Below are 21,126 nucleotides of genomic sequence, written 5' to 3'. Positions count from 1 at the left end.
TGCCGGTGCAACTGCAGCGCTGCAACACGATTTCATGAATAGGGCAATCTAATGAAGGCGACATCTCTGGCAATACCCGAAGTGATCTTGTTCGAGCCAAAAGTGTTTGGTGATGCGCGGGGTTTCTTCCTTGAAAGTTTCAACCAGAAGGTGTTCGAAGAAGCGGTCGGCAGAGCCGTCAGCTTTGTCCAGGACAACCACTCCAAATCCACCCGGCGGGTACTGCGCGGGCTGCATTACCAGATCAGCCAGCCGCAAGGGAAGCTGGTCCGGGTGGTATCTGGCGAGGTCTTTGACGTTGCCGTCGACCTTCGTCGGTCGTCGCCGACCTTTGGTCAATGGGTTGGCGCTGTGCTGTCCGAGCACAATAAACATCAGTTGTGGGTGCCCGAAGGCTTTGCCCATGGCTTCCTGGTGTTGTCGGAAAGCGCCGAGTTCTTGTACAAGACCACCGATTATTACGCGCCAGCGCACGAGCGCTGCCTGGCCTGGGATGATCCGGACGTTGCCATCGAGTGGCCGCTCGAAGTTGCACCGACCCTCTCGGAAAAAGACCAGGCGGGCAAGTCGTTGCGCACTGCCGAGTGTTTTGCTTGATGGCGCGGTCGTGTGGCAAGGCTATGGTTAAGCGTGCAATCGATATTGTCGCCTCACTGTTTGGTCTGGTGCTGTTGAGCCCGGTCATTGTCATTCTTGCGCTGTGCATTCGGCGCAAGCTCGGCTCGCCGGTGCTGTTCCGCCAGGTCCGTCCGGGCATGAACGGTAAACCCTTCGAGATGATCAAGTTCCGTACGATGCGCGATGCGGTTGATGAACACGGTGTGCCGTTGCCCGATGACAAGCGCATGACCCCGTTTGGCAGCTTCCTGCGTGCCTCGAGCCTGGACGAGTTGCCTGAACTGTGGAATGTGCTCAAGGGCGAGATGAGCCTGGTCGGCCCGCGGCCGCTGCTCATGGAGTACCTGCCGCTGTATGACCAGGAACAGTACCGTCGCCACGATGTGCGCCCGGGGGTGACCGGCTGGGCGCAGATCAATGGCCGTAATGCGTTGTCCTGGGAAGAGAAGTTCCGGCTCGATGTATGGTACGTCGACAACCGCTCGACACTGCTGGACTTGAAGATCCTCCTGCTGACCGTGAAGAAGGTCCTGGTACGTGACGGAATCTCGGGCGAAGGTCAGGCCACCATGTCGAAATTCACCGGATCGCCGAAATGAATCGCCTGGCGATCCTCGGGGCGAGTGGCCACGGCAAGGTGGTGGCTGATCTGGCCGAGCTGTGTGGCTGGCAGCAGATCGACTTTTTTGACGATGCGTGGCCCGGGCTGAGCGAGAACGGCGCCTGGCCAGTGGTCGGCGGCGGCGCACAATTGCTTGAGCGGCTTGATCACTATCAAGGCGTGATCGTCGCCATCGGCAACAATGCCGTGCGTGCGCAGAAGATGCGCGAGTTGCAACAGCGGGGTGCGCCAGTGCCTGTGCTGGTGCACCCCAGCGCCGTGGTCAGCCGCCACGCCTCGCTGGGCCGTGGCACGGTGGTTTTTGCCGGCGCGGTGGTCAATGCATTTGCCACAGTGGGCGAGGGTGCCATTCTCAATACAGGCAGCAGTGTCGATCACGATTGCCGTATTGGTGACCACGTGCATGTCAGCCCTGGCGCTCGCTTGGCTGGAGGGGTTGGCGTTGGTGAGCGCAGCTGGATAGGTATCGGTGCGGTGGTCAGGCAGATAATCAAGATTGGTTGCAGGGCGACCGTGGGCGCGGGTGGTGTGGTGGTCTGCGACGTAGCCGACGACACCACCGTGATCGGTGTGCCGGCGCGGCCTATGGCCCGTCCTTGAAACACTGCCGGTATCTTCTCAACCTGGAGGGACTCTGAGGTTATATGGATAAGCTGAGAACAAGATTGCTTGGACTGCCTCGTCGCCATAAACGGCTGATTCAGGTAGCGACGGATGTCATTCTGGTGTGGGCTGCGCTGTGGTTGGCGTTTCTCGTGCGCCTGGGCATCGACGACCTGGCCAACCCGGTGCTGGACCATACCTGGCTGTTCGCCTGCGCGCCGCTGGTGGCGATTCCGCTGTTCATCCGCTTTGGCCTGTACCGGGCAGTCATGCGCTACTTCGGCAATGACGCGCTGATCGCGATCATCAAGGCCGTAACGTTGTCGGCAGTGCTGTTGGGCTTCATCATCTTCTGGTCGGGTAACCACCACAACGTGGTACCGCGCTCGATCATGTTCAACTACTGGTGGTTGAGCCTGATCATGGTCGGCGGCTTGCGCCTGGCCATGCGCCAGTATTTCCTTGGCGACTGGTTTGCCACGGCGGTGCAGCACGTGCCGTTTGCCAACCGCGATGACGGTTTGCCGCGGGTCGCCATCTACGGTGCAGGCTCGGCAGGCAACCAGTTGGTGGCAGCCCTGCGCATGGGCAAGGCGATGCGCCCGGTGGCGTTCATCGACGATGACACAAGTATTGCCGATCGGGTCATTGCCGGTCTGCAGGTGTACCCGCCCGAGCAACTGCAACGGATGATCGAGGACACCGGTGCCGAAGAGATTCTGCTGGCCATCCCATCCGTCAGCAGGCCCCGTCGGCGCGAGATTCTCAACCTGCTCGAGGGGTATCCGCTGCATGTGCGCAGCGTGCCCGGTTTCATGGACTTGGCCAGTGGCCGGGTCAAGGTCGACGATATCCAGGAAGTGGACATCGCCGACCTGCTCGGCCGCGACACGGTCCCCGCGCAGAACGACCTGCTCGAACGCTGCATCGTCGGCCAAGTGGTAATGGTTACCGGCGCGGGCGGTTCGATCGGCTCCGAGCTGTGCCGGCAGATCCTCGGCCAGGCGCCGCGCACCCTGTTGCTGTTCGAGCACAGTGAGTTCAACCTCTACAGCATTGCCAGTGAACTTGAGCAGCGGATTGCCCGCGAGAGCCTCGGCGTGCAGTTGATTCCGATGCTTGGCTCGGTCCGTGACCAGGCCCGGATGCTCGATGTCATGTGCGCGTGGAAAGTCGACACGGTCTATCACGCGGCCGCCTACAAACACGTGCCGATGGTCGAACACAACATTGCCGAAGGCGTTTCGAACAATGTCTTCGGCACCCTGCGCACCGCGCAGGCGGCGCTGCGGGCTGGGGTGGCCAACTTCGTGTTGATTTCCACCGACAAGGCCGTGCGCCCGACCAACGTCATGGGCAGCACCAAGCGGCTTGCCGAGATGACCTTGCAGGCGCTGAGCCGCGAAGTGGCACCCGTGCTATTCGGTGATGTCGGCAATGTTTCGCAGGTCAACAAGACCCGCTTCACCATGGTTCGTTTCGGCAACGTGCTGGGCTCGTCCGGCTCGGTGATCCCGCTGTTCCACAAGCAGATCAAGGCCGGCGGCCCGCTGACCGTCACCCACCCGAAAATTACCCGCTATTTCATGACCATCCCCGAGGCCGCGCAACTGGTGATTCAGGCCGGCTCAATGGGCAAGGGCGGCGACGTCTTTGTGCTGGACATGGGCGAGCCGGTAAAAATCGTCGAACTGGCAGAGAAAATGATCCACCTGTCGGGCTTCAGCATTCGCTCGGAGCGCAACCCGCAAGGTGAGATCGCGGTTGAATTCACTGGGCTGCGGCCCGGCGAGAAGCTCTACGAAGAACTGCTCATCGGCGAAAACGTGCTGGCTACCCGCCACCCGATGATCATGAGTGCCAACGAAGATTACCTGAGCTGGGATGTCCTCAAGCAGCGGCTGGAGCACTTGCAGTCGGCGGTTGCCAGCGACGAGTTCCTGCTGGTACGCCAGCTCTTGCGCGAGCTGGTGATTGGCTACAGCCCGGAAGGGGAAATCGTCGATTGGCTCTACCAGCAGCGCAGGTTCGAGCCCTGACTGAAGTTCGCGCGCCCGGATCACAGATCCGCCCCGCAACGATCAATACGCCTGAGTGAACCAGGCCATACATTGGAAGACTACAACATGACCATTCTGGTAACTGGCGGCGCAGGCTTCATCGGCGCAAATTTCGTGCTGGACTGGCTGGCAGAATCCAACGAGTCAGTCGTCAATCTCGACAAACTCACCTATGCCGGCAACCTGCAGACCCTGAGCAGCTTGCACGGTGACGAGCGGCACATCTTTGTCCATGGCGACATTGGTGACAGCACGCTGGTCAAGCGCCTGCTGGCCGAACACCAGCCGCGGGCCATCGTCAACTTTGCCGCCGAGTCGCACGTCGACCGTTCGATCCACGGCCCAGAAGACTTCATCGAAACCAACATCGTGGGCACTTTCCGCCTGCTCGAAGAAGTTCGCGCTTACTGGAACAACCTCGCCGACGACGCCCGCCAGGCGTTTCGCTTCCTGCATGTGTCGACCGACGAAGTGTACGGCTCGCTGGCGGCCGATGAACCGGCGTTCACCGAGACCCACCAGTACCAGCCGAACAGCCCGTACTCGGCGAGCAAGGCGGCCAGCGATCACCTGGTGCGCTCGTATCACCACACCTACGGCCTGCCGGTGCTGACCACCAATTGCTCGAACAACTACGGCCCGTTCCACTTCCCGGAAAAACTCATCCCGCTGATGATCGTCAACGCCCTGGCCGGCAAGTCGCTGCCGGTCTATGGCGATGGCCAGCAGATTCGCGACTGGCTGTACGTCAAAGACCACTGCAGTGCCATTCGCCGCGTGCTTGAAGCCGGCCGGCTCGGCGAGGTGTACAACGTCGGTGGCTGGAACGAAAAACCCAACCTGGACATCGTCAATCGCGTCTGTGCCCTACTGGATGAGCTGCGCCCGCGCGCCGATGGGCAAACCTACGCCGGGCAGATCACCTACGTCACCGACCGCCCAGGCCACGACCGGCGTTACGCGATCGACGCGCGCAAGCTCGAGCGTGAGCTGGGCTGGAAGCCTGCGGAAACCTTCGAGACGGGCATTCGCAAGACTGTCGAGTGGTACCTGGCCAACGCCCAATGGGTCGAGAACGTGCAGTCCGGCGGTTACCGCGACTGGGTCGAGAAGAATTACAGCGGGCGTACGGCATGAAGATTCTTCTGCTGGGCAAGAACGGTCAGGTGGGTTGGGAGCTGCAGCGCAGCCTCGCCCCCTTGGGCCAGCTGCTGGCGCTGGACTCGCGCAGCCAGGACTACTGCGGTGACCTGGCCAACCTCGACGGGCTGGCCGCCACGCTCGAGGCCTACGCGCCGGATGTGATCGTCAACGCGGCGGCCTATACCGCGGTCGATAAAGCCGAGGAAGAGCGTGAGCAGGCGTTTCGGGTCAATGCCGAGGCTGTGGCGCTGCTGGCGCAATGGGCTGCCGGCAGCGGTGCGCTGCTGGTGCATTACTCGACCGACTATGTGTTTCCCGGGCAGGGCAGCAAAGCCTGGCGGGAGCACGACGCCACCGGCCCGCTGAACGTCTACGGCGAGAGCAAGCTGGCTGGTGAGCAGGCCATCCTCGCGTCCGGCTGCGCTCACCTGATGTTGCGCACCTGCTGGGTGTATGCCGCGCGCGGCAACAACTTTGCCCGGACCATGCTCCGGCTGGCCGCCGAGCGCGACAGCCTGGGCGTCATTGATGACCAGTTTGGCGCCCCGACCAGCGCCGAGCTGATTGCTGATGTCAGTGCTCATGCCATCGTCGCCACCCGGCGCACGCCGGCCCTGGCCGGTGTCTATCACCTGGCGGCGTCGGGCGAAACCACCTGGTGCGGCTATGCTCGTTTTGTGCTTGAACAGGCGGCGGCAGGTGGCGTGGCCTTGAAGGTTGCGGCCGAACAGGTCAATGCGTTGACCACCGAGGCCTACCCGACCCCGGCCAGGCGCCCAGCCAATTCGCGGCTCAATACCCAAAAACTGCAGGACGCTTTTGCCTTGGTACTGCCTGACTGGCGCCAGGGCGTGGCGCGAATGCTGACCGAAATACACGAGAAGTGAGCGATATGAAACGTAAAGGCATCATCCTCGCGGGCGGCTCGGGCACCCGTCTGCACCCGGCAACCCTGGCGATTTCCAAGCAGTTGTTGCCGGTCTACGACAAGCCGATGATCTACTACCCCCTGACCACGCTGATGCTGGCCGGGATCCAGGACATCCTGATTATTTCCACCCCTCAGGACACGCCGCGTTTCGAGCAACTGCTGGGCGACGGTCATCGCTGGGGGATCAACATCTCCTACGCCGTGCAGCCTTCGCCGGATGGCCTGGCGCAGGCGTTTCTGATCGGCGAGCAGTTCATCGGCAACGATCTGTCGGCGCTGGTGCTGGGCGATAACATCTTCTACGGCCACGACTTCCAGCAGTTGCTCGGCAACGCCATGGTCCGCACCGACGGCGCCAGCGTCTTCGCGTACCACGTGCAAGACCCCGAGCGTTATGGCGTGGTCGATTTCGACGCGCAGGGCAAGGCCATCAGCCTCGAAGAGAAACCCGCCCAGCCCAAGTCGAACTACGCGGTGACCGGCCTGTATTTCTACGACAAGGACGTGGTCGAGATCGCCAAGAGCATCAAACCGTCAGCGCGCGGCGAACTGGAGATCACTGATCTCAATCGGGTGTACCTCGAACAGAACCGTCTGTCGGTCGAAATCATGGGGCGGGGCTATGCCTGGCTCGACACCGGCACCCATGATTCGCTCCTCGAAGCCAGTGGCTACATCGCCACCATCGAGCGTCGGCAAGGGCTGAAGGTGGCTTGTCCGGAGGAAGTCAGCTTCCGTCAGGGCTGGATCGACGCCGCTCAACTGGAAGCCTTGGCCGCTCCTTTGGCAAAAAATGGCTATGGCCAGTACCTCAAGCGCCTGGTGCAAGACAAGATCTACTGATACTCGATGAAATCTCAGCGCCCGCTGCGTGAAATATCACCGGCGGGCGACGAGATGTGACACCCGCCACGCCCCCAGGGTTTTCCCCCGCCCCCCATACCGCGTATCATCCGCTTACACCAAATCTGAATTTCCCGAGCAAGCATCAGACAACGCGTCTTGCTTTCTCCTGCGTGCACAGCAATTTCAGATCACCAGACGATCATCAGCGACACATACGACCCGCCAGTGCATGGCGAGGCAAGGCATGCCGGCTGTCCGCAGGATGGGACGCAGCCCCGATGAGTTTTGAAGGAATGGGTTTTGACTAAGCGTAAACAGGTTGCAATCGTTGGTAGTTCGTTCCGTTTCCCCGGTTCTACTTCGGCCAGCTTCTGGCAGAACCTGATGAGTGGGCGCGACCTGGTCACCCAGGTCGACCCGTCGCGCTGGGAAAAGGCAGAGTTCCTGCACCCGGACAAGACCCACCCTGCGAGCACCTACACCTTCGCCTCCGGCACCCTGGGCGACATCAGCGGCTTCGACGCGGGCTTCTTCAATATCTCGCCGCGCGAAGCGGCGATGATGGACCCGCAGCAGCGCATCCTCCTTGAAATGTGCTGGGAAACCTTCGAAAGCGCCGGGGTCAAGCCGTCGCGCCTGCGTGGCAGCAACTGCGGCGTGTACCTCGGCATCGCCAGTGTCGAACAGGCCTATCGCCTGGTCGACGACATGGCAGCCATCGATGGCGCCACCGCCACCGGCAACACCATGAGCATCGCGGCCAACCGCCTGTCGTATTTCTACGACCTGCGCGGCCCGAGCATGGCCATCGATACCGCGTGCTCATCGTCGCTGGTGGCCTTCCACCAGGCCTGCCAGGCGATCCTCAGCGGTGACGTCGACCAGGCGATCACTGGCGGCATCAGCCTGCACCTGCACCCGTTCGGCTTCATGATCTTCTCCAAGGCCACCATGCTCTCGCGCACCGGGCGCTGCCAGTCGTTCGACCAGAACGGCGACGGTTACGCGCGCTCTGAAGGCGGTGGCCTGTTCCTGCTCAAGGACTACGACCAGGCGCTGGCCGACGGCAACCCGATTCTGGCGGTGGTCGCCGCCAGTGCGGTGAACACCGATGGCCGCAAGTCCAGCCTGACCCTGCCCAACGCCACCGCCCAGGCCGCGTTGCTCAAGCGCGCCTACGCCAAGGCCGGCATCGCTCCCGAGCAACTCGACTACCTCGAAGCCCACGGCACCGGCACCGCGGTCGGTGACCCGATCGAGACCCGTGCCATCGGCGAGGCCCTGGGCCAGGCGCGTGGCGCCGGCAACCCGCTGCCGATCGGCTCGGTGAAGAGCAACCTCGGCCACCTCGAGGCCGCCTCCGGTGTGGCGGGCCTGGTCAAGGCGATCAACTGCCTGACCCAACGTACCGTGCCGGCGACCATCGGCGTGCAGGCGCTCAACCCGACCATCGAGTTCAGCGCGCTCAACCTGCAGGTGGTCACCGAGCCCTTGCCGCTCAAGCGTGAAGGCCAACTGACGGTCGGGATCAACTCCTTTGGTTTCGGCGGCGCCAACGCCCACGTCATCCTGCAAAGCCCTGAGCCGTTGCCTGTGGCTGCTGCCCAGGCGCCCGCCGGGCGCGTGCCGCTGTTGCTCAGCGCCAAGACCGAGCAAGGCCTGCGCGCCAGCGCCGAGCGCTTTGCCGCGTACCTGGCCGAACACCCCGAGGCGAACTACTACGACGTGGCCTACCAGGCCATGTTCCGCCGTGACGCGCATGCGCACCGCCTGCTGCTGATCGCCGACAGCCCCGCCGAAGCGGCCCAGGCCCTCGACGACTACGCCCAGGACCCGACCCTCGGCGAGCTCAGCGCAGTGCTCGAAGCGGGCCAGGCGCTGGACGCGGCCAAGGGCCCGGTGTTTGTCTATTCCGGCAACGGTTCGCAATGGCAGGGCATGGGCCGGGCGCTGCTCGACAACCCGCTGTTCGCCGCTGCTGTGAACGAAGTGGACGCCCTGTTCCAACCCTTGGCGGGCTACTCGCTGCGCGCCGAACTGCTCGGTGACAACGGTGAAGGGCGCTACGCGCGTACCGAGATCGCCCAGCCGGCGCTGTTCGCCCTGCAGGTTGCGGTCACTCGCGTACTTGCCGCCGAAGGCGTGCGCCCGGTTGCAGTGATCGGCCACAGTGTCGGCGAAGTCGCCGCAGCCTGGGCCAGCGGTGCGCTGAGCCTGGCCGACGCGACCCAGGTGATCTTCCACCGCAGCCGCCTGCAAGGGCTGACCCGTGGCACTGGCCAGATGACCGCCGTTGGTCTGTCTGGCGAGGCCACTGCGCAGTTGATCGCCGAGCTGGGGCTGGACGGCAAGGTCGTCGTGGCTGGCGAGAACAGCGCCCGTGGTGCCACCGTGGCCGGCGACATCGACGGCCTGTCGGTGCTGGAAGAGGCCCTCGCCGAGCGTCAGGTATTCGCCCGCCGCCTGGACCTCGACTACGCCTTCCATTCGCCCGCGATGAACCCCATCGAACAGGACGTGATCGCCGACCTCGCGCACATCCGCCCGCGCACCGGTGATATCCCGTTCTATTCCACCGTGGTCGGTGGCGAGCTCGACGGCCAGCGCCTGGACAGCCACTACTGGTGGCAGAACATCCGCTTCCCGGTGCTGTTCCAGGGCGCCACCGATGCGCTGGTGCGTCAGGGCCTGAACCTGTTCGTCGAGGTTGGCCCGCACCCGATCCTGCGCAGCTACCTCAACGACGTACTCAACGAGTGCGAACAGTCCGGCCAGGTGATCGGCACCCTCAAGCGCAACGATCACAGCCCGTTGCTGCTCGAGCGCAGTGTCGCCCGTGTGCTGATCGCCGGCGCCGAGCCGGAATGGCCCGAGCGCTTTGCCCTGGTCGGTCAGGCGGTGAACCTGCCTGGCTATGCCTGGCAGCGTGATCACTTCCAGTTGCCGGTCAGCAGCGAGTCTGCCGGCGTGCTGCGCCGTGAGCGGGTGCACCCATTGCTCGGTTACCCGCTGGCGGACCAGGCACTGACCTGGGAAAACCGCCTCGACACGCAGATGTTCCCGACCCTGGCCGACCACAAGGTCGGTGAGTCGGTGCTGTTCCCCGGTGCAGGCTTTACCGAGCTGGCGCTGGCCGTGGCGCAACTGCACCAGCCGGGCGAGTTCGTCGATATCGAAGAGCTGGAAATCCACAACCCGCTGCTGCTCGGCAGCGAGGGCAGCAAAAAGATTCGCGTCCAGGTCGAAGAGGCGGATGGCACCCTGCGCATCACCTCGCGCTCGCTGGCCCAGCGCGAAGACTGGGTACAGCACGTGGTCGCGCGCCTGCCCGGCGAAGCCCGCGGCGTGCTGCTCGAAGCCCGCGCCCCGGCGCTGCCCCAGCGCCCGGCCGACTTCGACGGCGAGCAGCACCTGGCGTTGACCCGCGCAGTCGGCCTCAACTACGGCCCGGCCTACCAGACGGTTGCCGCCGCCTGGGTCGAAGAGCAGCGGGTCCTGGCCCAGCTCACTGTACCGAGCGTAATCGAAGCCGAGCTGGCCGGTCTGCACCTGCACCCGGCCTTGCTCGACGGTGCCTTCCAGCTGATCACCGAATTGCTTGCCAGCCGCCCGGGGCGTAACCGTGGCCTGGCGTTCATCCCAGTCAAGCTCGGCCGCATCGCCTTTACCCAGGCCGGCGGCGTGCCGGTCCTGGCCGAACTGCGTCAGCGCAAGCGTACCGAGCATTCGCTGCTGGTCGACATCACCCTGTTCGATGCCAGCGGCGCCGCCGTGCTGGCAATCAACGACGCGCGCTTGCGTGCGGTCCGCCTGAACTACGACCGCACTGGCGAGATCAAGCGCATGGGCCACGTCGGCATTGCCGCGCCGGGCCAGGTGCTGGCGCTGCAACGCCATGCCGTCGCCGCCACGCCGCTGGCTGCTGCGCTGCAGGGCTTGGCCGACGAGCCGGCCCAGGCGCGTTACCTCAATGAGGTCGAGCCGCTGCTGGAAATGCTCTGCGCGAGCTTCCTGGTCGACCTGGTCGAACAGGCTGGCGGGCGCTTGAGCGCCGAGCAGATTGCCTTGTGGTCGCAGCACCAGGGCGACTTCATCGCCAGCCTGCTGCGTCACGCCGAGCAGGACCTGAGCCTGCTACCTGCCACTGACGGCAGTTGGCAGCTGGGCGACAGCGGTGAGCGGCCGAGCTCGGCGGCGATCTGGCAAGAGCTGTTCCAGAGCTACCCGGAGTACTTCCAGATCATCCATTCGGTCGGGCGTATCGGCCAGCACCTGCAGGGCCTGCTCGACGGCCAGCTGAGCCTCGACAGCTTGCTGCCACGGGAAACCAGTGGTGCCAGCCTGGCCCGCCTGGTGCTGGGCGCCGCCGGCCAGCAACGCCTGCTTGCGGGCATCAGCGAAACCCTCACCGTGCGTCTGGCGCAGCTGCCGCAGGGGCAGCGCCTGCGCGTGCTGGAGATCGGTTTTACGGGCGCCTCGTTTGCCGAGCTGCTGTACCCGAGCATCGATTTCGACCGGATCGATTTTGTCTACTGCGTCGCCGAGCCGGAGCTGGAACAGCGCCTGCGCGACGACTGCCCAGCCTTGAGCGTGATCAACCGCGAGCAACTGGCCGACGCCGGTGGCTTCGACTGGGTGCTGCTGCCAAGCGACCTTGCCGCCCTCGGTGCGGTCGGCGATGCCCTGCGTCAGGCCTGTGCGCAACTCAACCCACATGGCCAGTTGGCGCTGCTGGGGCAGTACCCGGCGCGCTGGGCCGACTTCGTCTTTGGTGGCCAAGCCGACTGGTGGCTGGCCGGTCCGCAGCACGCGCTGTCGCGCCAGCAATCGCCGGCGTTCTGGCAGCATGAGCTGCAGCGCCACGGCTTGCTTGCCCCGCGCACCCTTGAGGCGTTGCCAGGCAGCGCCTGTGGCAGCTACCTGCTGCTGGCCGACAAAGGCGCTGCCGCAGCCGCTGCTGCGCCGGCGCCGGCCACTGCGCACTGGGCCTTGCTGGCCGAGGCCGGGCAGGGCGCTGCTGCGCTGCTGGCCGAGCAGTTGCGTGGCCACGGCCAGCAGGTCAGCCTGCTCCTGCCGGGTGATGCCCAGTCGCTGGCGGCGCAGTTGGCCGCGCTCGACCAGGCCCCGCAGCACCTGCTGCACCTGGCCGGTTTCGACAGCAGCGCCGGCCTTGATGGCCAGGGCGAGCGGTGCATGCTCGCCGCTGCCCTGGTGCAGGCCTGTGAATCGCTCAACCTTGCCCCGCAGTGCTGGTTGCTCAGCCGCGGCGCGGCCGCGCACCTGTATGACGGTGACCAGGGCCATGCCCTGGAGGCCATCGCCGACGCTGCCTTCTGGGGCTTCGGCCGGACCCTCGCCAACGAATCCGCCCACTGCCGTATCCGCCTGATCGACCTCGGTCACGGCGCCGCTATCGAGCGCCTGCTGCCGGCCCTGTTGCAAGCCGACGCCGAGACCGAGCTGGCGCTGGACGCCGAAGGCCGCCGTTACGTGCCGCGCCTGCGCGTGCTTGACGATGCCACCACGGCCAGCGACGCCGCTGAGCAGTGGCTGTGCCTGGGCTTCGATCTGCCGGGCCAGCTGCGCAACCTGCGCTGGGAAGTGCGCGAGCCGCGCCAGCCTGCTGCCGACGAGCTGGACATCGCCGTGCGCGCCACCGGCCTGAACTTCCGCGACGTGATGTTCGCGCTTGGCCTGCTTTCCGACGAGGCCATCGAGAACGGTTTCTCCGGCCCGACCCTGGGCTTCGAGTTTGCTGGTGTCGTTCAGGGCAAGGGCGCTGCGGTGCTCGGTGACTTCGCCCCGGGTGACCGCGTGGTCGGCTTTGGCCCGTGCAGCTTTGCCAACCGTCTGGTGACCAACGCCAACGCGGTCGCGCGCATTCCCGAGGGCATGTCGTTCGAAGCGGCGGCGACCATCCCGAGCACCTTCTTCACCGTGTACTACGCCCTGCATCACCTGGCTCGCCTTGAACCAGGCGAAAAAGTGCTGATCCACGGTGCCGCCGGTGGCGTGGGCATTGCTGCCATCCAGATTGCCAAGTGGCTCGGCGCCGAGATCCATGCCACTGCTGGCAGCGACGAGAAGCGCGACTTCCTGCGCCTGCTCGGCGTGGACAACGTCTACGACTCGCGCTCGCTGGCGTATGCCGACCAGGTACTGGCGGCCACGGGCGGGCGCGGGGTCGACGTGGTGCTCAACTCGCTGGCTGGCGAGGCGATCAACCGCAACCTGCGCGTGCTCAAGCCGTTCGGCCGCTTCCTCGAGCTGGGCAAGCGCGACTTCTACCAGAACACCCGGATCGGCTTGCGTCCGTTCCGCAACAACATCAGCTATTTCGGCATCGATGCCGACCAGTTGATGAGCGAGCGCCCGGACCTGACCCGGCGCCTGTTCGGCGAAATGATGGCGCTGTTCGAGCAGGGTATCCTGCACCCGCTGCCATTCCGCGAGTTCGACGCCAACCAGGTGGTCGAAGCCTACCGCTACATGCAGCAGGCGCGGCAGATCGGCAAGATCGTCGTCACCTACGGCAACCGCATCGAGCAGACCGTGGACGTCCGCCAGCAGCCGGCACGTGCCCTGCAGCTGGACGCCGAGGCCACCTACCTGGTGACCGGCGGCCTCGGCGGCTTCGGCTTGCGTACCGCGCAATGGCTGGTCGACAAGGGTGCCCGTCACCTGCTGTTGCTCGGCCGCCGTGGCCCGGCCAGTGTCGAGGCCCAGCCGCAGCTGGCCCAATGGCAGGCGCAGGGCATCGATGTGCAGGCGGTTGCCTGCGACATCACCGATGCCGGCCAGGTACGCGCGGTGATCGCCCAGATCGCCAGCACGCCATGGCCGCTGCGTGGTCTGGTGCATGCGGCAACGGTGATCGATGACGGCCTCATCCGTAACCTCGACGCCGAGCAGTTGCAGCGCGTGCTCGAGCCAAAAGCCAAGGGCGCGCAGTACCTGCATGAATTCACCCAGGGCCTGGCGCTGGACTTCTTCGTCATGTTCTCGTCGGCCACGACCCTGTTCGGCAACCCCGGCCAGGCCAACTATGTCGCCGCCAACCATTGGCTCGAAGGCCTCGCGCGCCATCGCCGCGCCCACGGCCTGGCTGCCACCGCGGTGCTTTGGGGCGCGATCGACGACGTCGGCTTCCTGGCCCGCAACGAGCAGATCAAGGACGCCCTGCAAAGCCGCATGGGCGGCGCTGCCCTGCGTGCCGAAGCGGCCCTGGCCCAGCTCGAAGCCCTGTTGCTTGACGGCGACAACGGCCTCGGCGTGCTGGAGCTGGACTTCAAGGCCTTGTCGCGGTTCTTGCCGAGTGCGGGCAGCCCGCGCTTTGTCGAGCTCGCCCGAGCCCACGGTGGCGACCAGGACGACGACAATGCCGGCGAAGACATCCAGCGCATGCTGGCCGAGCTGGACGACGCCGAATTGCTCGAACGCTTTGCCGAGATGCTCAAGCATGAAGTGTGCGAGATCCTCCGCCTGCCGGCCGCGCGCCTGGACAGCCAGCGCCCGCTGCAGGAGCTGGGGCTCGACTCGCTGATGAGTGTCGAGCTGGTGGTCGCCCTTGAAGAGCGCTTTGGCATTCGCCTGCCGGTGATGGAGCTCAGTGAGAGTTCCAGCATCGACAAGCTCAGCGTGCGCCTGCTCGAGCTGCTGCGGGGTGAGGCCGGTGACGGCGAAGAGCAGCTGGCGCAGAATGTGCTTGCCCGCCACGGTAGCGAGCTCAGTGCCGAACAGATGGCAGAGCTGAACGCCGAACTCGCCGATGCCACTACGGCGCCTAACCGATTGATTGAGTAACCGCTTCGATGACAGCAAGAACCCCCACCGGCCTGGCAGGCGACACCAAGCAGCGCTTGATCCAGCAAGCGCTGGCCCGCCGTCGCAGCGAGGCCGGCGAGGTTGCCGGCGGCGCGACCCTGGAGCAGGCCCAGCAGGCGGCGTTGAAGGTCCCCGAGGCCTTCTACCGCTTCGACCAGCACCCCGGTTACCAGCAGTTGCGGGTGATGCAGCAGGGTGCTGCGCGTCTGGGCCTGAGCAATCCGTTTTTCCGTCTGCACCAGGGTACTGCCGGTGCCGAGACGCAGATCGACGAGCGCGAATACCTCAACTTTGCCAGCTACAACTACCTCGGCTACTCCGGTCACCCGCGCGTGGCCGAAGCGGCCAAGGCGGCGATTGACCGTTACGGTACGTCGGTGTCGGCTAGCCGCCCGGTGTCCGGTGACCGCCCGCTGCACCGCGAGCTGGAGCGTGAGTTAGCCAGTTTGTATGAAGTGGATGATGCGGTGGTGATGGTCAGCGGCCATGCCACCAACGTCACCACTATTGGCTACCTGTTCGGCCCGCGCGACCTGGTGGTGCATGACGAGCTGATTCACAACAGCGTGCTGCAGGGTATCCAGTTGTCCGGCGCGCGCCGTTTGAGCTTTGCCCACAACGACTGGCAAGCGCTGGACCGCTTGCTGGGTGAGCAGCGTCAGCATTTCGAGCGTGTGCTGGTGGTGGTCGAAGGCATCTACAGCATGGACGGCGACTATCCCGAGCTGCCGCGTTTTGTTGAGCTCAAGCGCAAGCACAAGTGTTTCCTGATGGTGGATGAAGCGCATTCGCTGGGGGTGATGGGGGCCACGGGCAAAGGTATCCGCGAGCATTTCGGCCTGGCCGGTGATGATGTGGATATCTGGATGGGCACCTTGAGCAAGACCCTGGCCAGTTGTGGCGGCTACATTGCCGGCAGCACGGCGCTGATCGAGCATTTGAAGTTTCTTGCGCCGGGCTTTCTGTACAGCGTGGGGATTGCCCCGTCGGTGACGGCTTCGGCGTTGGCCGCGTTGCGTTTGCTGGCTGATGATCAGCAGCGCGTGGCGCAGGTACAGGCGCGCGGCGCGTTGTTCTTGCGCCTGGCCCGTGAAGCGGGGTTGGACACGGCGACCAGTACTGGGTTGGCGGTGATTCCGGTGATTACCGGCAGTTCGTTCAAGGCAGGGCGGTTGTCCAGTGCGTTGTTCGAGCGCGGCATCAATGCCCAGCCGATCCTGTATCCCGCGGTACCCGAGCAGGCTGCGCGGGTGCGCTTCTTTGTGTCGTGTGAGCACACCGAAGAACAGATTCGCCATGCGGTGGCGGTTGTGGCGCAAGAGATGGCGAAGTTGGGGTGAGGTTTGTGTGGGCATGGCTGGCCTCTTCGCGGGGCAAGCCCGCTCCTACAGGGGTAGCGCAGGCCATCAGGTTGCGGTGATTCATCCCCCAGGCACTACACCTCCCTCAAAACCACCACCCCACCCTGTAGGAGCGGGCTTGCCCCGCGAAGAGGCCAGCCCAGCCACAGCGTATCGATGGCACCGGCGTTGCCGGTGTTCACAGGTCAAACCCGCCCCAGCAGGATTAACGCAGCCCATCAGATTGCGGTGATTCATCCCCCAGGCACGACACCTCCCTCAAAATCACCACCCCACCCTGTAGGAGCGGGCTTGCCCCGCGAAGAGGCCAGCCCAGCCACAGCGTATCGATGGCACCGGCGTTGCCGGTGTTCGCGGGACAAGCCCGCCCCAACAGGGTTAACGCAGGCCGTCAGGTTGCGGTGATTCATCACGCAGGCACGACACCTCCCTCAAAACCACCACCCCACCCTGTAGGAGCGGGCTTGTCCCGCGAAGAGGCCAGCCCAGCCACAGAGTATCGATGGCACCGGCGTTGCCGGTGTTCGCGGGACAAGCCCGCTCCTACAGGATTAACGTAGGCCATCAGGTTGCGGTGATTCATCGCGCAGCCAATGGATCAATGGCACCGGCGTTGCCGGTGTTCACAGGTCAAACCCGCCCCAGCAGGATTAACGCAGGCCATCAGGTCGCGGTGATCCATCGCCCAGGCACGTTGCCAGTCAGGTCCAGGCCGTATCCCAGTGTGGATAATCGCCCACCTGGTCAACCAATTCAGCCCGCAACGGATTGCCAATGATGTACTCCGCCACCACCCGCACGCACTCTTCTCGCCGCAAGGCGCGGTCCTGGTAACCCGCTTGCCAAACCTTGCTGCGCGGCATCCCCAACTGATAAAGCGCATGGCTGCTGCGCGACTTGAACCTGCGCATCAAGCTGCCAAGCGTCGCGCTCTTCAGTTCGACCAGCCAATGAACATGGTCAGGCATAACCACCCAGGCGAGCGACTTACAGGCGTGCTCCCGTTCAGACTGGCGCATCTGGGCGATCACAGCGCGGGCGTGGAACAGGTTGGTGAACAGCGGCTGGCGTTCATGGGTGACAGTGGTCAGCAGGTAGAGGCCGTCAGGCTGGGAAAAGCGGCCTTGGCGGAGCAGGTGGGCGTGGGCACGGTCCATGTGTCGGTCCTTGGAAGTGGAATAGGAACCGGAACCATAGAGGGCACAAAGCTGATCAGGAGGTGGAAATCGTTAGCGGATGTGCTGTGCCGGTATCGGCCTCTTCGCGGGGCAATCCCGTACCTACAGGATCGCGTGCACCACGCAACCTGTGCTCCAGCACAAATCCTGTAGGAGCGGGCTTGCCCCGCGAAGAGGCCCGCCCTGACACTGCACAAACCAACTCAGATATGCGGCGCCTCATACGCATTCAACGCCTCGACAAACCGCCAATGACTGCGCTTGTCGAAGCCCATCATGCGCTTCAGGCGAATATCCCAGCGCATGTGGTGATCAGCGATCCACGGCAGGGCAAACAGGTGCGCCCCACGCCATGGAATGAACGGATTACGCCGCAAGCTGGCATAAATCTCCACCCGATGGCTGGCATGCCGGCTCGCGCAGCGGGCATGGAACCCCGACGTATCAGCCACCACCAAGGTATTGGCCGGCACCGCAAAACGACGCGGCATCGGCAACCCCAGCGCCGCCAACTGCGGCTCATCGATGCGGAACGACCCTTCCCGGTGCATCTGCTCGCCAGACCGGCTCGCCCCCAGGCTCTGCTTGAACTCCCACGCCAACCGCTCCGGCGTCAACCGATGCGACCCCGGCACATAACTGAACGGCCCCTGGTCATCCTCGACATCATCAAGGAACAACCACGCCTTGGCCGTCGGGTGAAAAGTGTCGGCGTGCAAGCGCGTCTGCGGATCCTGGTCGGCATTCGCCGCGTCGATGATGATCGACTGCAACTGATAGGTAATGCCGCCAGTATTGGACGACGCATACCCGATCAGATCGCGCACCCCACGGTCAGCGATGAACGCCGCCGTCGCCGGGTTCTGCCCCAGCACATCCCGATCGAGGCTGACCCGCCGCGTCACCGCACGGCCCTGGCGCATCTCCCAGCCGGTACTGCGCAGTGCACCCAGCTCGGCCCGCAGCGCAGCAAACTGCTCAGCCGGCAAGGCGTTCTCACGCATGAAAAACCCGTTCTCTTCGAAGTGCTCGCGCTCGCCAGCTTCCAGCCGCGAGGCCATACCCTGGCGGCGAAAACGCGCCATGGCCATTGCCAGCTGACGACGCTGCACATGCAGGCCCAACGCATTGAGCCGGGCACTACCGATCAGCGGGTTGTTCTCGAATGACTTGGCATGGGTAGCCAGTTGCAGGCAATGCCAGGGGAGTGCCGCATAACGGCCGATGTCCTTGAGCGAAACAGGCATGAGCTAGTCCTTTGCTGGGGCCAGTGGCCGGCCGCAGCCGAGCATGGTCCGGGTATAGTTGAGCAACGGCGCCACTCGCGGCTGCTCGGCCAAGCGCACAGGGCGCGGCGTCGACAAGCAGGCGAGGGCGTGCCAGGCATCGCAGGGCAGGGCTTGCTGAACGTCGGCATAGCGCGCATAGCGCAACAGAGCGCCGGCCACCAACTGATCCAGGGTCAAGCGCCGGGTACGGCGCGGCAAGGGCTGCTGGTCTTCGGTCAGCCCCCAACCGGCATAAAACGGGGTGCCGTAGGTCGTCACCGGCAGACCGCGCAACAGCGCCTCGAAACCCGCCGTCGAACTCAAGGTATGCAGCGCATCGACCTGGCCATACAGCGTGGCGATGTCGACCCCAGCCAACACCTGGTCGGCGAGCCCGCTCAGTTGTTGCGGGTGCAGCCCGCCCAAGCGCTTGCCAGCTTCGACGTCCGGGTGCGGCTTGTACAGGATCCACGCATCCGGCGCCGCCGCCCGCACCTGCTGTAGCAAGCGCAGGTTGCAGCCCGGGCCGCCACCGCTGTAGCGCACCGACGCGTCATCCTCGACCTGCCCCGGCACCAACAGGCGACGTTGGCCCGGCGCGTTCAGCAGGGGCGGGCAGTGCCCACCCTGCAGGTTGAACTTGCTGGTGCCGCGGGCAACGATGGCCTCGCGCAATTGCGCCGCTTCAGCCAGCGCCTGCGCCGTGAAATCACCCGCCTCGAGCAGCCGCTCGAGGTCACTGGCCGAGGCCGCATCATAGTGAATGCCACCGCGATCAAGCACCAACGACAGCGCCGGGCTGTTGTTCGCGCCCAGCCCGGCAGAGCGCAAAAAGCCATCCTCGACCCGCCACAGCGCCACCCCGGCCTGCCGCGCACGCGCTGCCAGGTCGCCCGGCTCACGCGCAGCCCAGACCAACAAGCGGCCGCTCTCGGCAGCCACCTGCTGGACCAGTTGCGGGCTGTCCACGGCAAAGCGCAGTTGGCCCCAGCGGCTGGCAAAGAAACGGCGGATGTTGTGCTGTTTGTGGCGCTTGACCCCAAGCACCGTGGTGCGCCCGGCGAACTCGCTGTCGCGGGCCTTTTTCGCCGCCAGTTGCCGGGCCACGCTGAGGGCGTCGGTCAGTTGCCCGCTAAGTGGGTCGACATAGCGGCAATAGCGCAGGTACGCCGCCGCCACCAGTTGCACCAGGTCAGGCCGTGCCTGCCGGCGCGGTATCGGCATGCGGTCGTCGGTCAGGCCCCAGCCGGCGTAGAACGGCAGCCCGAAGCAAGTCACCGGCACGCCCTGGATCAACGCCTCCAGGCCGGCCTGACTGGTGCCGATATACACCCGCCGCGCCCGTCGCGCCAGCGACGCCCATGCCACCGGCCGCGCCTCCAGCGGCAGCCCGCGTGCCTGGGCCGCGGCCAGCAGGCAGCTGGGTTTTTGCCCACCGAGGCAGTCGGGGTGAATACGCACCCGCACCTCGGCGTCGGGGTTTTCCGCCAGGGCGATGTCGAGCATGCGCACATAGTCGGCCTCGCACAGGCCACCGCCAGGGATCGAATAGTCGCCTGCGGTCTGATCCACCACCAATACCAGCGGCCGTTCGCGGCCGAGCGGGTCGTCCTCGGGCAGGTCCGGCGCATTGTTGTACTTGCCGATGCCGCTGCTGCGCATCAGCGCGATCAGTTCGCGGGCGCTGGCCAGTTCGGCTTCGGTCAGTTGATCGGGTTGCTGGAGGATGTTTTCCAGCAGCGAAGGGCGGTCGGCCAGGTAATGAATGCCGATCGGGTCGACCACCATGGACATCGGCGTATCGCCCTCGATGCCCAGTGATGAGGAGCGCAGAAAGCCGTCTTCCAGGGCGATGTAGGGCAGCTTCCAGCGCTCGCAGAGCACCCGCGCGTGGGCGGATGACTGCTTGTAGCCGATCCCGGCGATGGCCTTGAGCCCCTTGGGCGCCTTGCGGCCACGGCGCCACAGCCAGAACGGCGGGCCTTCCGGGCCGAGAAATTGCGGCAAATGGAGGACCTTCCACGCCACCCACTGCGACATGATGCCGACCCAGCCGGGGCCGTCGACCAGCGCTTGCAGGGTGTCAGCACGCCCCTCAGGTGGCAGCTTGGTCATACCACCCCCCGCCACATGCCACGCACCGGCGGAAACGGCACCAAGCGCCGCCGCCGCAGCTCAAACCCATTGTGCAGATACAACCGCTTCGCCCGCGGATTATCCAACGGCACTTCCAGCTCCACCTGCGCAAACCCCTGCGCCGCGGCATGCGCACAACACGCCTGCACCAACGCCGAGCCCACGCCACCCTCACGTGCAGGCTTGTCCACGCGCAGCCCATACAGCAAAAACGGATAGCGCCACTCGCGCAGCTCGCTCAGGCAAAAGCCGATAAACCGCACCCAGCCAGCCAGCAGCCCAAACTCCCGCACAAACGGCCGCCAGTGCAAGGCAAACGGCCCACGCCGGTGATGCTTGAATGCCGCAAACCCCACCACCTGCTCACCGGCAAAGGCCAGCAGGACGCGATCCCACTGAATGCTCTCGCCCAGCAAGCGATGACGGCAGGCAGGGTCGCCGATCAGAAACGCCAACGACCCGCGCCCCTGCGTCAACAGACGGGCCAGGGCCGGGTCAGCAGCACGCTGCGGCGTCAGGTTCGATCCAAGCACGAT

13 protein-coding genes are annotated in these 21,126 nt (G+C 64.9%); 9 read left to right on the top strand and 4 right to left on the bottom strand.

What is annotated here, in order from left to right; all coding sequences use genetic code 11:
- The first annotated feature begins 51 nt into the window (after window positions 1-51).
- The 9 genes from rfbC (at window position 52) to J3B00_RS22170 (ending at window position 15,987) form a co-directional block, all read left to right on the top strand.
- Window positions 52-597 (top strand): dTDP-4-dehydrorhamnose 3,5-epimerase, encoded by a 546-nt coding sequence (rfbC, locus tag J3B00_RS22210; RefSeq protein ID WP_209872004.1) that lies wholly within the window; start codon window positions 52-54, stop codon window positions 595-597.
- A gap of 23 nt (window positions 598-620) precedes the next feature.
- Window positions 621-1,217, top strand: coding sequence for a sugar transferase (locus tag J3B00_RS22205; RefSeq protein ID WP_209872002.1), 597 nt, complete (start codon window positions 621-623; stop codon window positions 1,215-1,217).
- Window positions 1,214-1,840 carry an acetyltransferase gene (locus J3B00_RS22200; RefSeq protein ID WP_209871998.1) on the top strand — a complete coding sequence of 209 codons (627 nt, stop codon included), beginning with the start codon at window positions 1,214-1,216 and terminating at the stop codon, window positions 1,838-1,840. The genes J3B00_RS22205 and J3B00_RS22200 overlap by 4 nt, the downstream gene beginning before the upstream one ends.
- Window positions 1,841-1,884: 44 nt before the next feature.
- Window positions 1,885-3,882, top strand: coding sequence for a nucleoside-diphosphate sugar epimerase/dehydratase (locus tag J3B00_RS22195; protein ID WP_209871995.1), 1,998 nt, complete (start codon window positions 1,885-1,887; stop codon window positions 3,880-3,882).
- Between the two features lie 87 nt (window positions 3,883-3,969).
- Complete coding sequence (gene rfbB, locus J3B00_RS22190; protein ID WP_209871992.1) at window positions 3,970-5,040, top strand: dTDP-glucose 4,6-dehydratase; 1,071 nt, start codon at window positions 3,970-3,972, stop codon at window positions 5,038-5,040.
- Window positions 5,037-5,933, top strand: a complete 897-nt coding sequence (gene rfbD, locus J3B00_RS22185) for a dTDP-4-dehydrorhamnose reductase (RefSeq protein ID WP_209871989.1) — start codon at window positions 5,037-5,039, stop codon at window positions 5,931-5,933. The genes rfbB and rfbD overlap by 4 nt, the downstream gene beginning before the upstream one ends.
- A gap of 5 nt (window positions 5,934-5,938) precedes the next feature.
- Entirely contained in the window at window positions 5,939-6,820 is an 882-nt protein-coding gene (gene rfbA / locus J3B00_RS22180; protein WP_209871985.1) for a glucose-1-phosphate thymidylyltransferase RfbA, read from the top strand.
- Window positions 6,821-7,123: 303 nt separating this feature from the next.
- A complete protein-coding gene (locus J3B00_RS22175; protein WP_209871981.1) occupies window positions 7,124-14,626 on the top strand; it encodes a type I polyketide synthase in 7,503 nt (2,500 codons plus the stop codon).
- Window positions 14,627-14,634: 8 nt separating this feature from the next.
- Window positions 14,635-15,987 carry an aminotransferase class I/II-fold pyridoxal phosphate-dependent enzyme gene (locus J3B00_RS22170; RefSeq protein ID WP_209871978.1) on the top strand — a complete coding sequence of 451 codons (1,353 nt, stop codon included), beginning with the start codon at window positions 14,635-14,637 and terminating at the stop codon, window positions 15,985-15,987.
- 722 nt (window positions 15,988-16,709) lie between these two features.
- Here the strand turns inward: J3B00_RS22170 and J3B00_RS22165 are convergent.
- From J3B00_RS22165 to J3B00_RS22150, 4 genes are all read right to left on the bottom strand, one after another.
- Window positions 16,710-17,165, bottom strand: a complete 456-nt coding sequence (locus J3B00_RS22165; protein WP_209871974.1) for a transposase — start codon at window positions 17,163-17,165, stop codon at window positions 16,710-16,712.
- A 224-nt stretch (window positions 17,166-17,389) separates the two neighbouring features.
- The gene (locus J3B00_RS22160; protein WP_209871971.1) at window positions 17,390-18,433 is read right to left on the bottom strand and encodes a phytanoyl-CoA dioxygenase family protein; all 1,044 of its coding nucleotides are present in this window, start codon (window positions 18,431-18,433) and stop codon (window positions 17,390-17,392) included.
- Window positions 18,434-18,436: 3 nt separating this feature from the next.
- Window positions 18,437-20,569: a capsular polysaccharide biosynthesis protein gene (locus J3B00_RS22155; protein ID WP_209871969.1), complete on the bottom strand. Its 2,133-nt coding sequence runs from the start codon at window positions 20,567-20,569 to the stop codon at window positions 18,437-18,439.
- A complete protein-coding gene (locus tag J3B00_RS22150) occupies window positions 20,566-21,123 on the bottom strand; it encodes a GNAT family N-acetyltransferase (protein ID WP_310196495.1) in 558 nt (185 codons plus the stop codon). The genes J3B00_RS22155 and J3B00_RS22150 overlap by 4 nt, the downstream gene beginning before the upstream one ends.
- Between the last annotated feature and the right edge of the window lie 3 nt (window positions 21,124-21,126).

Origin of the sequence: Pseudomonas sp. BP8 (genome assembly GCF_017875955.1) — a bacterium.
In the GTDB taxonomy this organism is placed as follows: Bacteria; Pseudomonadota; Gammaproteobacteria; order Pseudomonadales; family Pseudomonadaceae; genus Aquipseudomonas.
Note: the sequence above shows the minus strand (reverse complement) of the source record. Positions and strands in the feature narration are given on the sequence as shown.

Excerpts from the sequence above, each read along its gene's own strand:
- rfbC (WP_209872004.1), top strand. The coding sequence starts at position 52 with ATGAAGGCGACATCTCTGGCAATACCCGAAGTGATCTTGTTCGAGCCA.
- J3B00_RS22205 (WP_209872002.1), top strand. The coding sequence starts at position 621 with ATGGTTAAGCGTGCAATCGATATTGTCGCCTCACTGTTTGGTCTGGTG.
- J3B00_RS22200 (WP_209871998.1), top strand. The coding sequence starts at position 1,214 with ATGAATCGCCTGGCGATCCTCGGGGCGAGTGGCCACGGCAAGGTGGTG.
- J3B00_RS22195 (WP_209871995.1), top strand. The coding sequence starts at position 1,885 with ATGGATAAGCTGAGAACAAGATTGCTTGGACTGCCTCGTCGCCATAAA.
- rfbB (WP_209871992.1), top strand. The coding sequence starts at position 3,970 with ATGACCATTCTGGTAACTGGCGGCGCAGGCTTCATCGGCGCAAATTTC.
- rfbD (WP_209871989.1), top strand. The coding sequence starts at position 5,037 with ATGAAGATTCTTCTGCTGGGCAAGAACGGTCAGGTGGGTTGGGAGCTG.
- rfbA (WP_209871985.1), top strand. The coding sequence starts at position 5,939 with ATGAAACGTAAAGGCATCATCCTCGCGGGCGGCTCGGGCACCCGTCTG.
- J3B00_RS22170 (WP_209871978.1), top strand. The coding sequence starts at position 14,635 with ATGACAGCAAGAACCCCCACCGGCCTGGCAGGCGACACCAAGCAGCGC.
- J3B00_RS22165 (WP_209871974.1), bottom strand. The coding sequence starts at position 17,165 with ATGGACCGTGCCCACGCCCACCTGCTCCGCCAAGGCCGCTTTTCCCAG.
- J3B00_RS22160 (WP_209871971.1), bottom strand. The coding sequence starts at position 18,433 with ATGCCTGTTTCGCTCAAGGACATCGGCCGTTATGCGGCACTCCCCTGG.
- J3B00_RS22155 (WP_209871969.1), bottom strand. The coding sequence starts at position 20,569 with ATGACCAAGCTGCCACCTGAGGGGCGTGCTGACACCCTGCAAGCGCTG.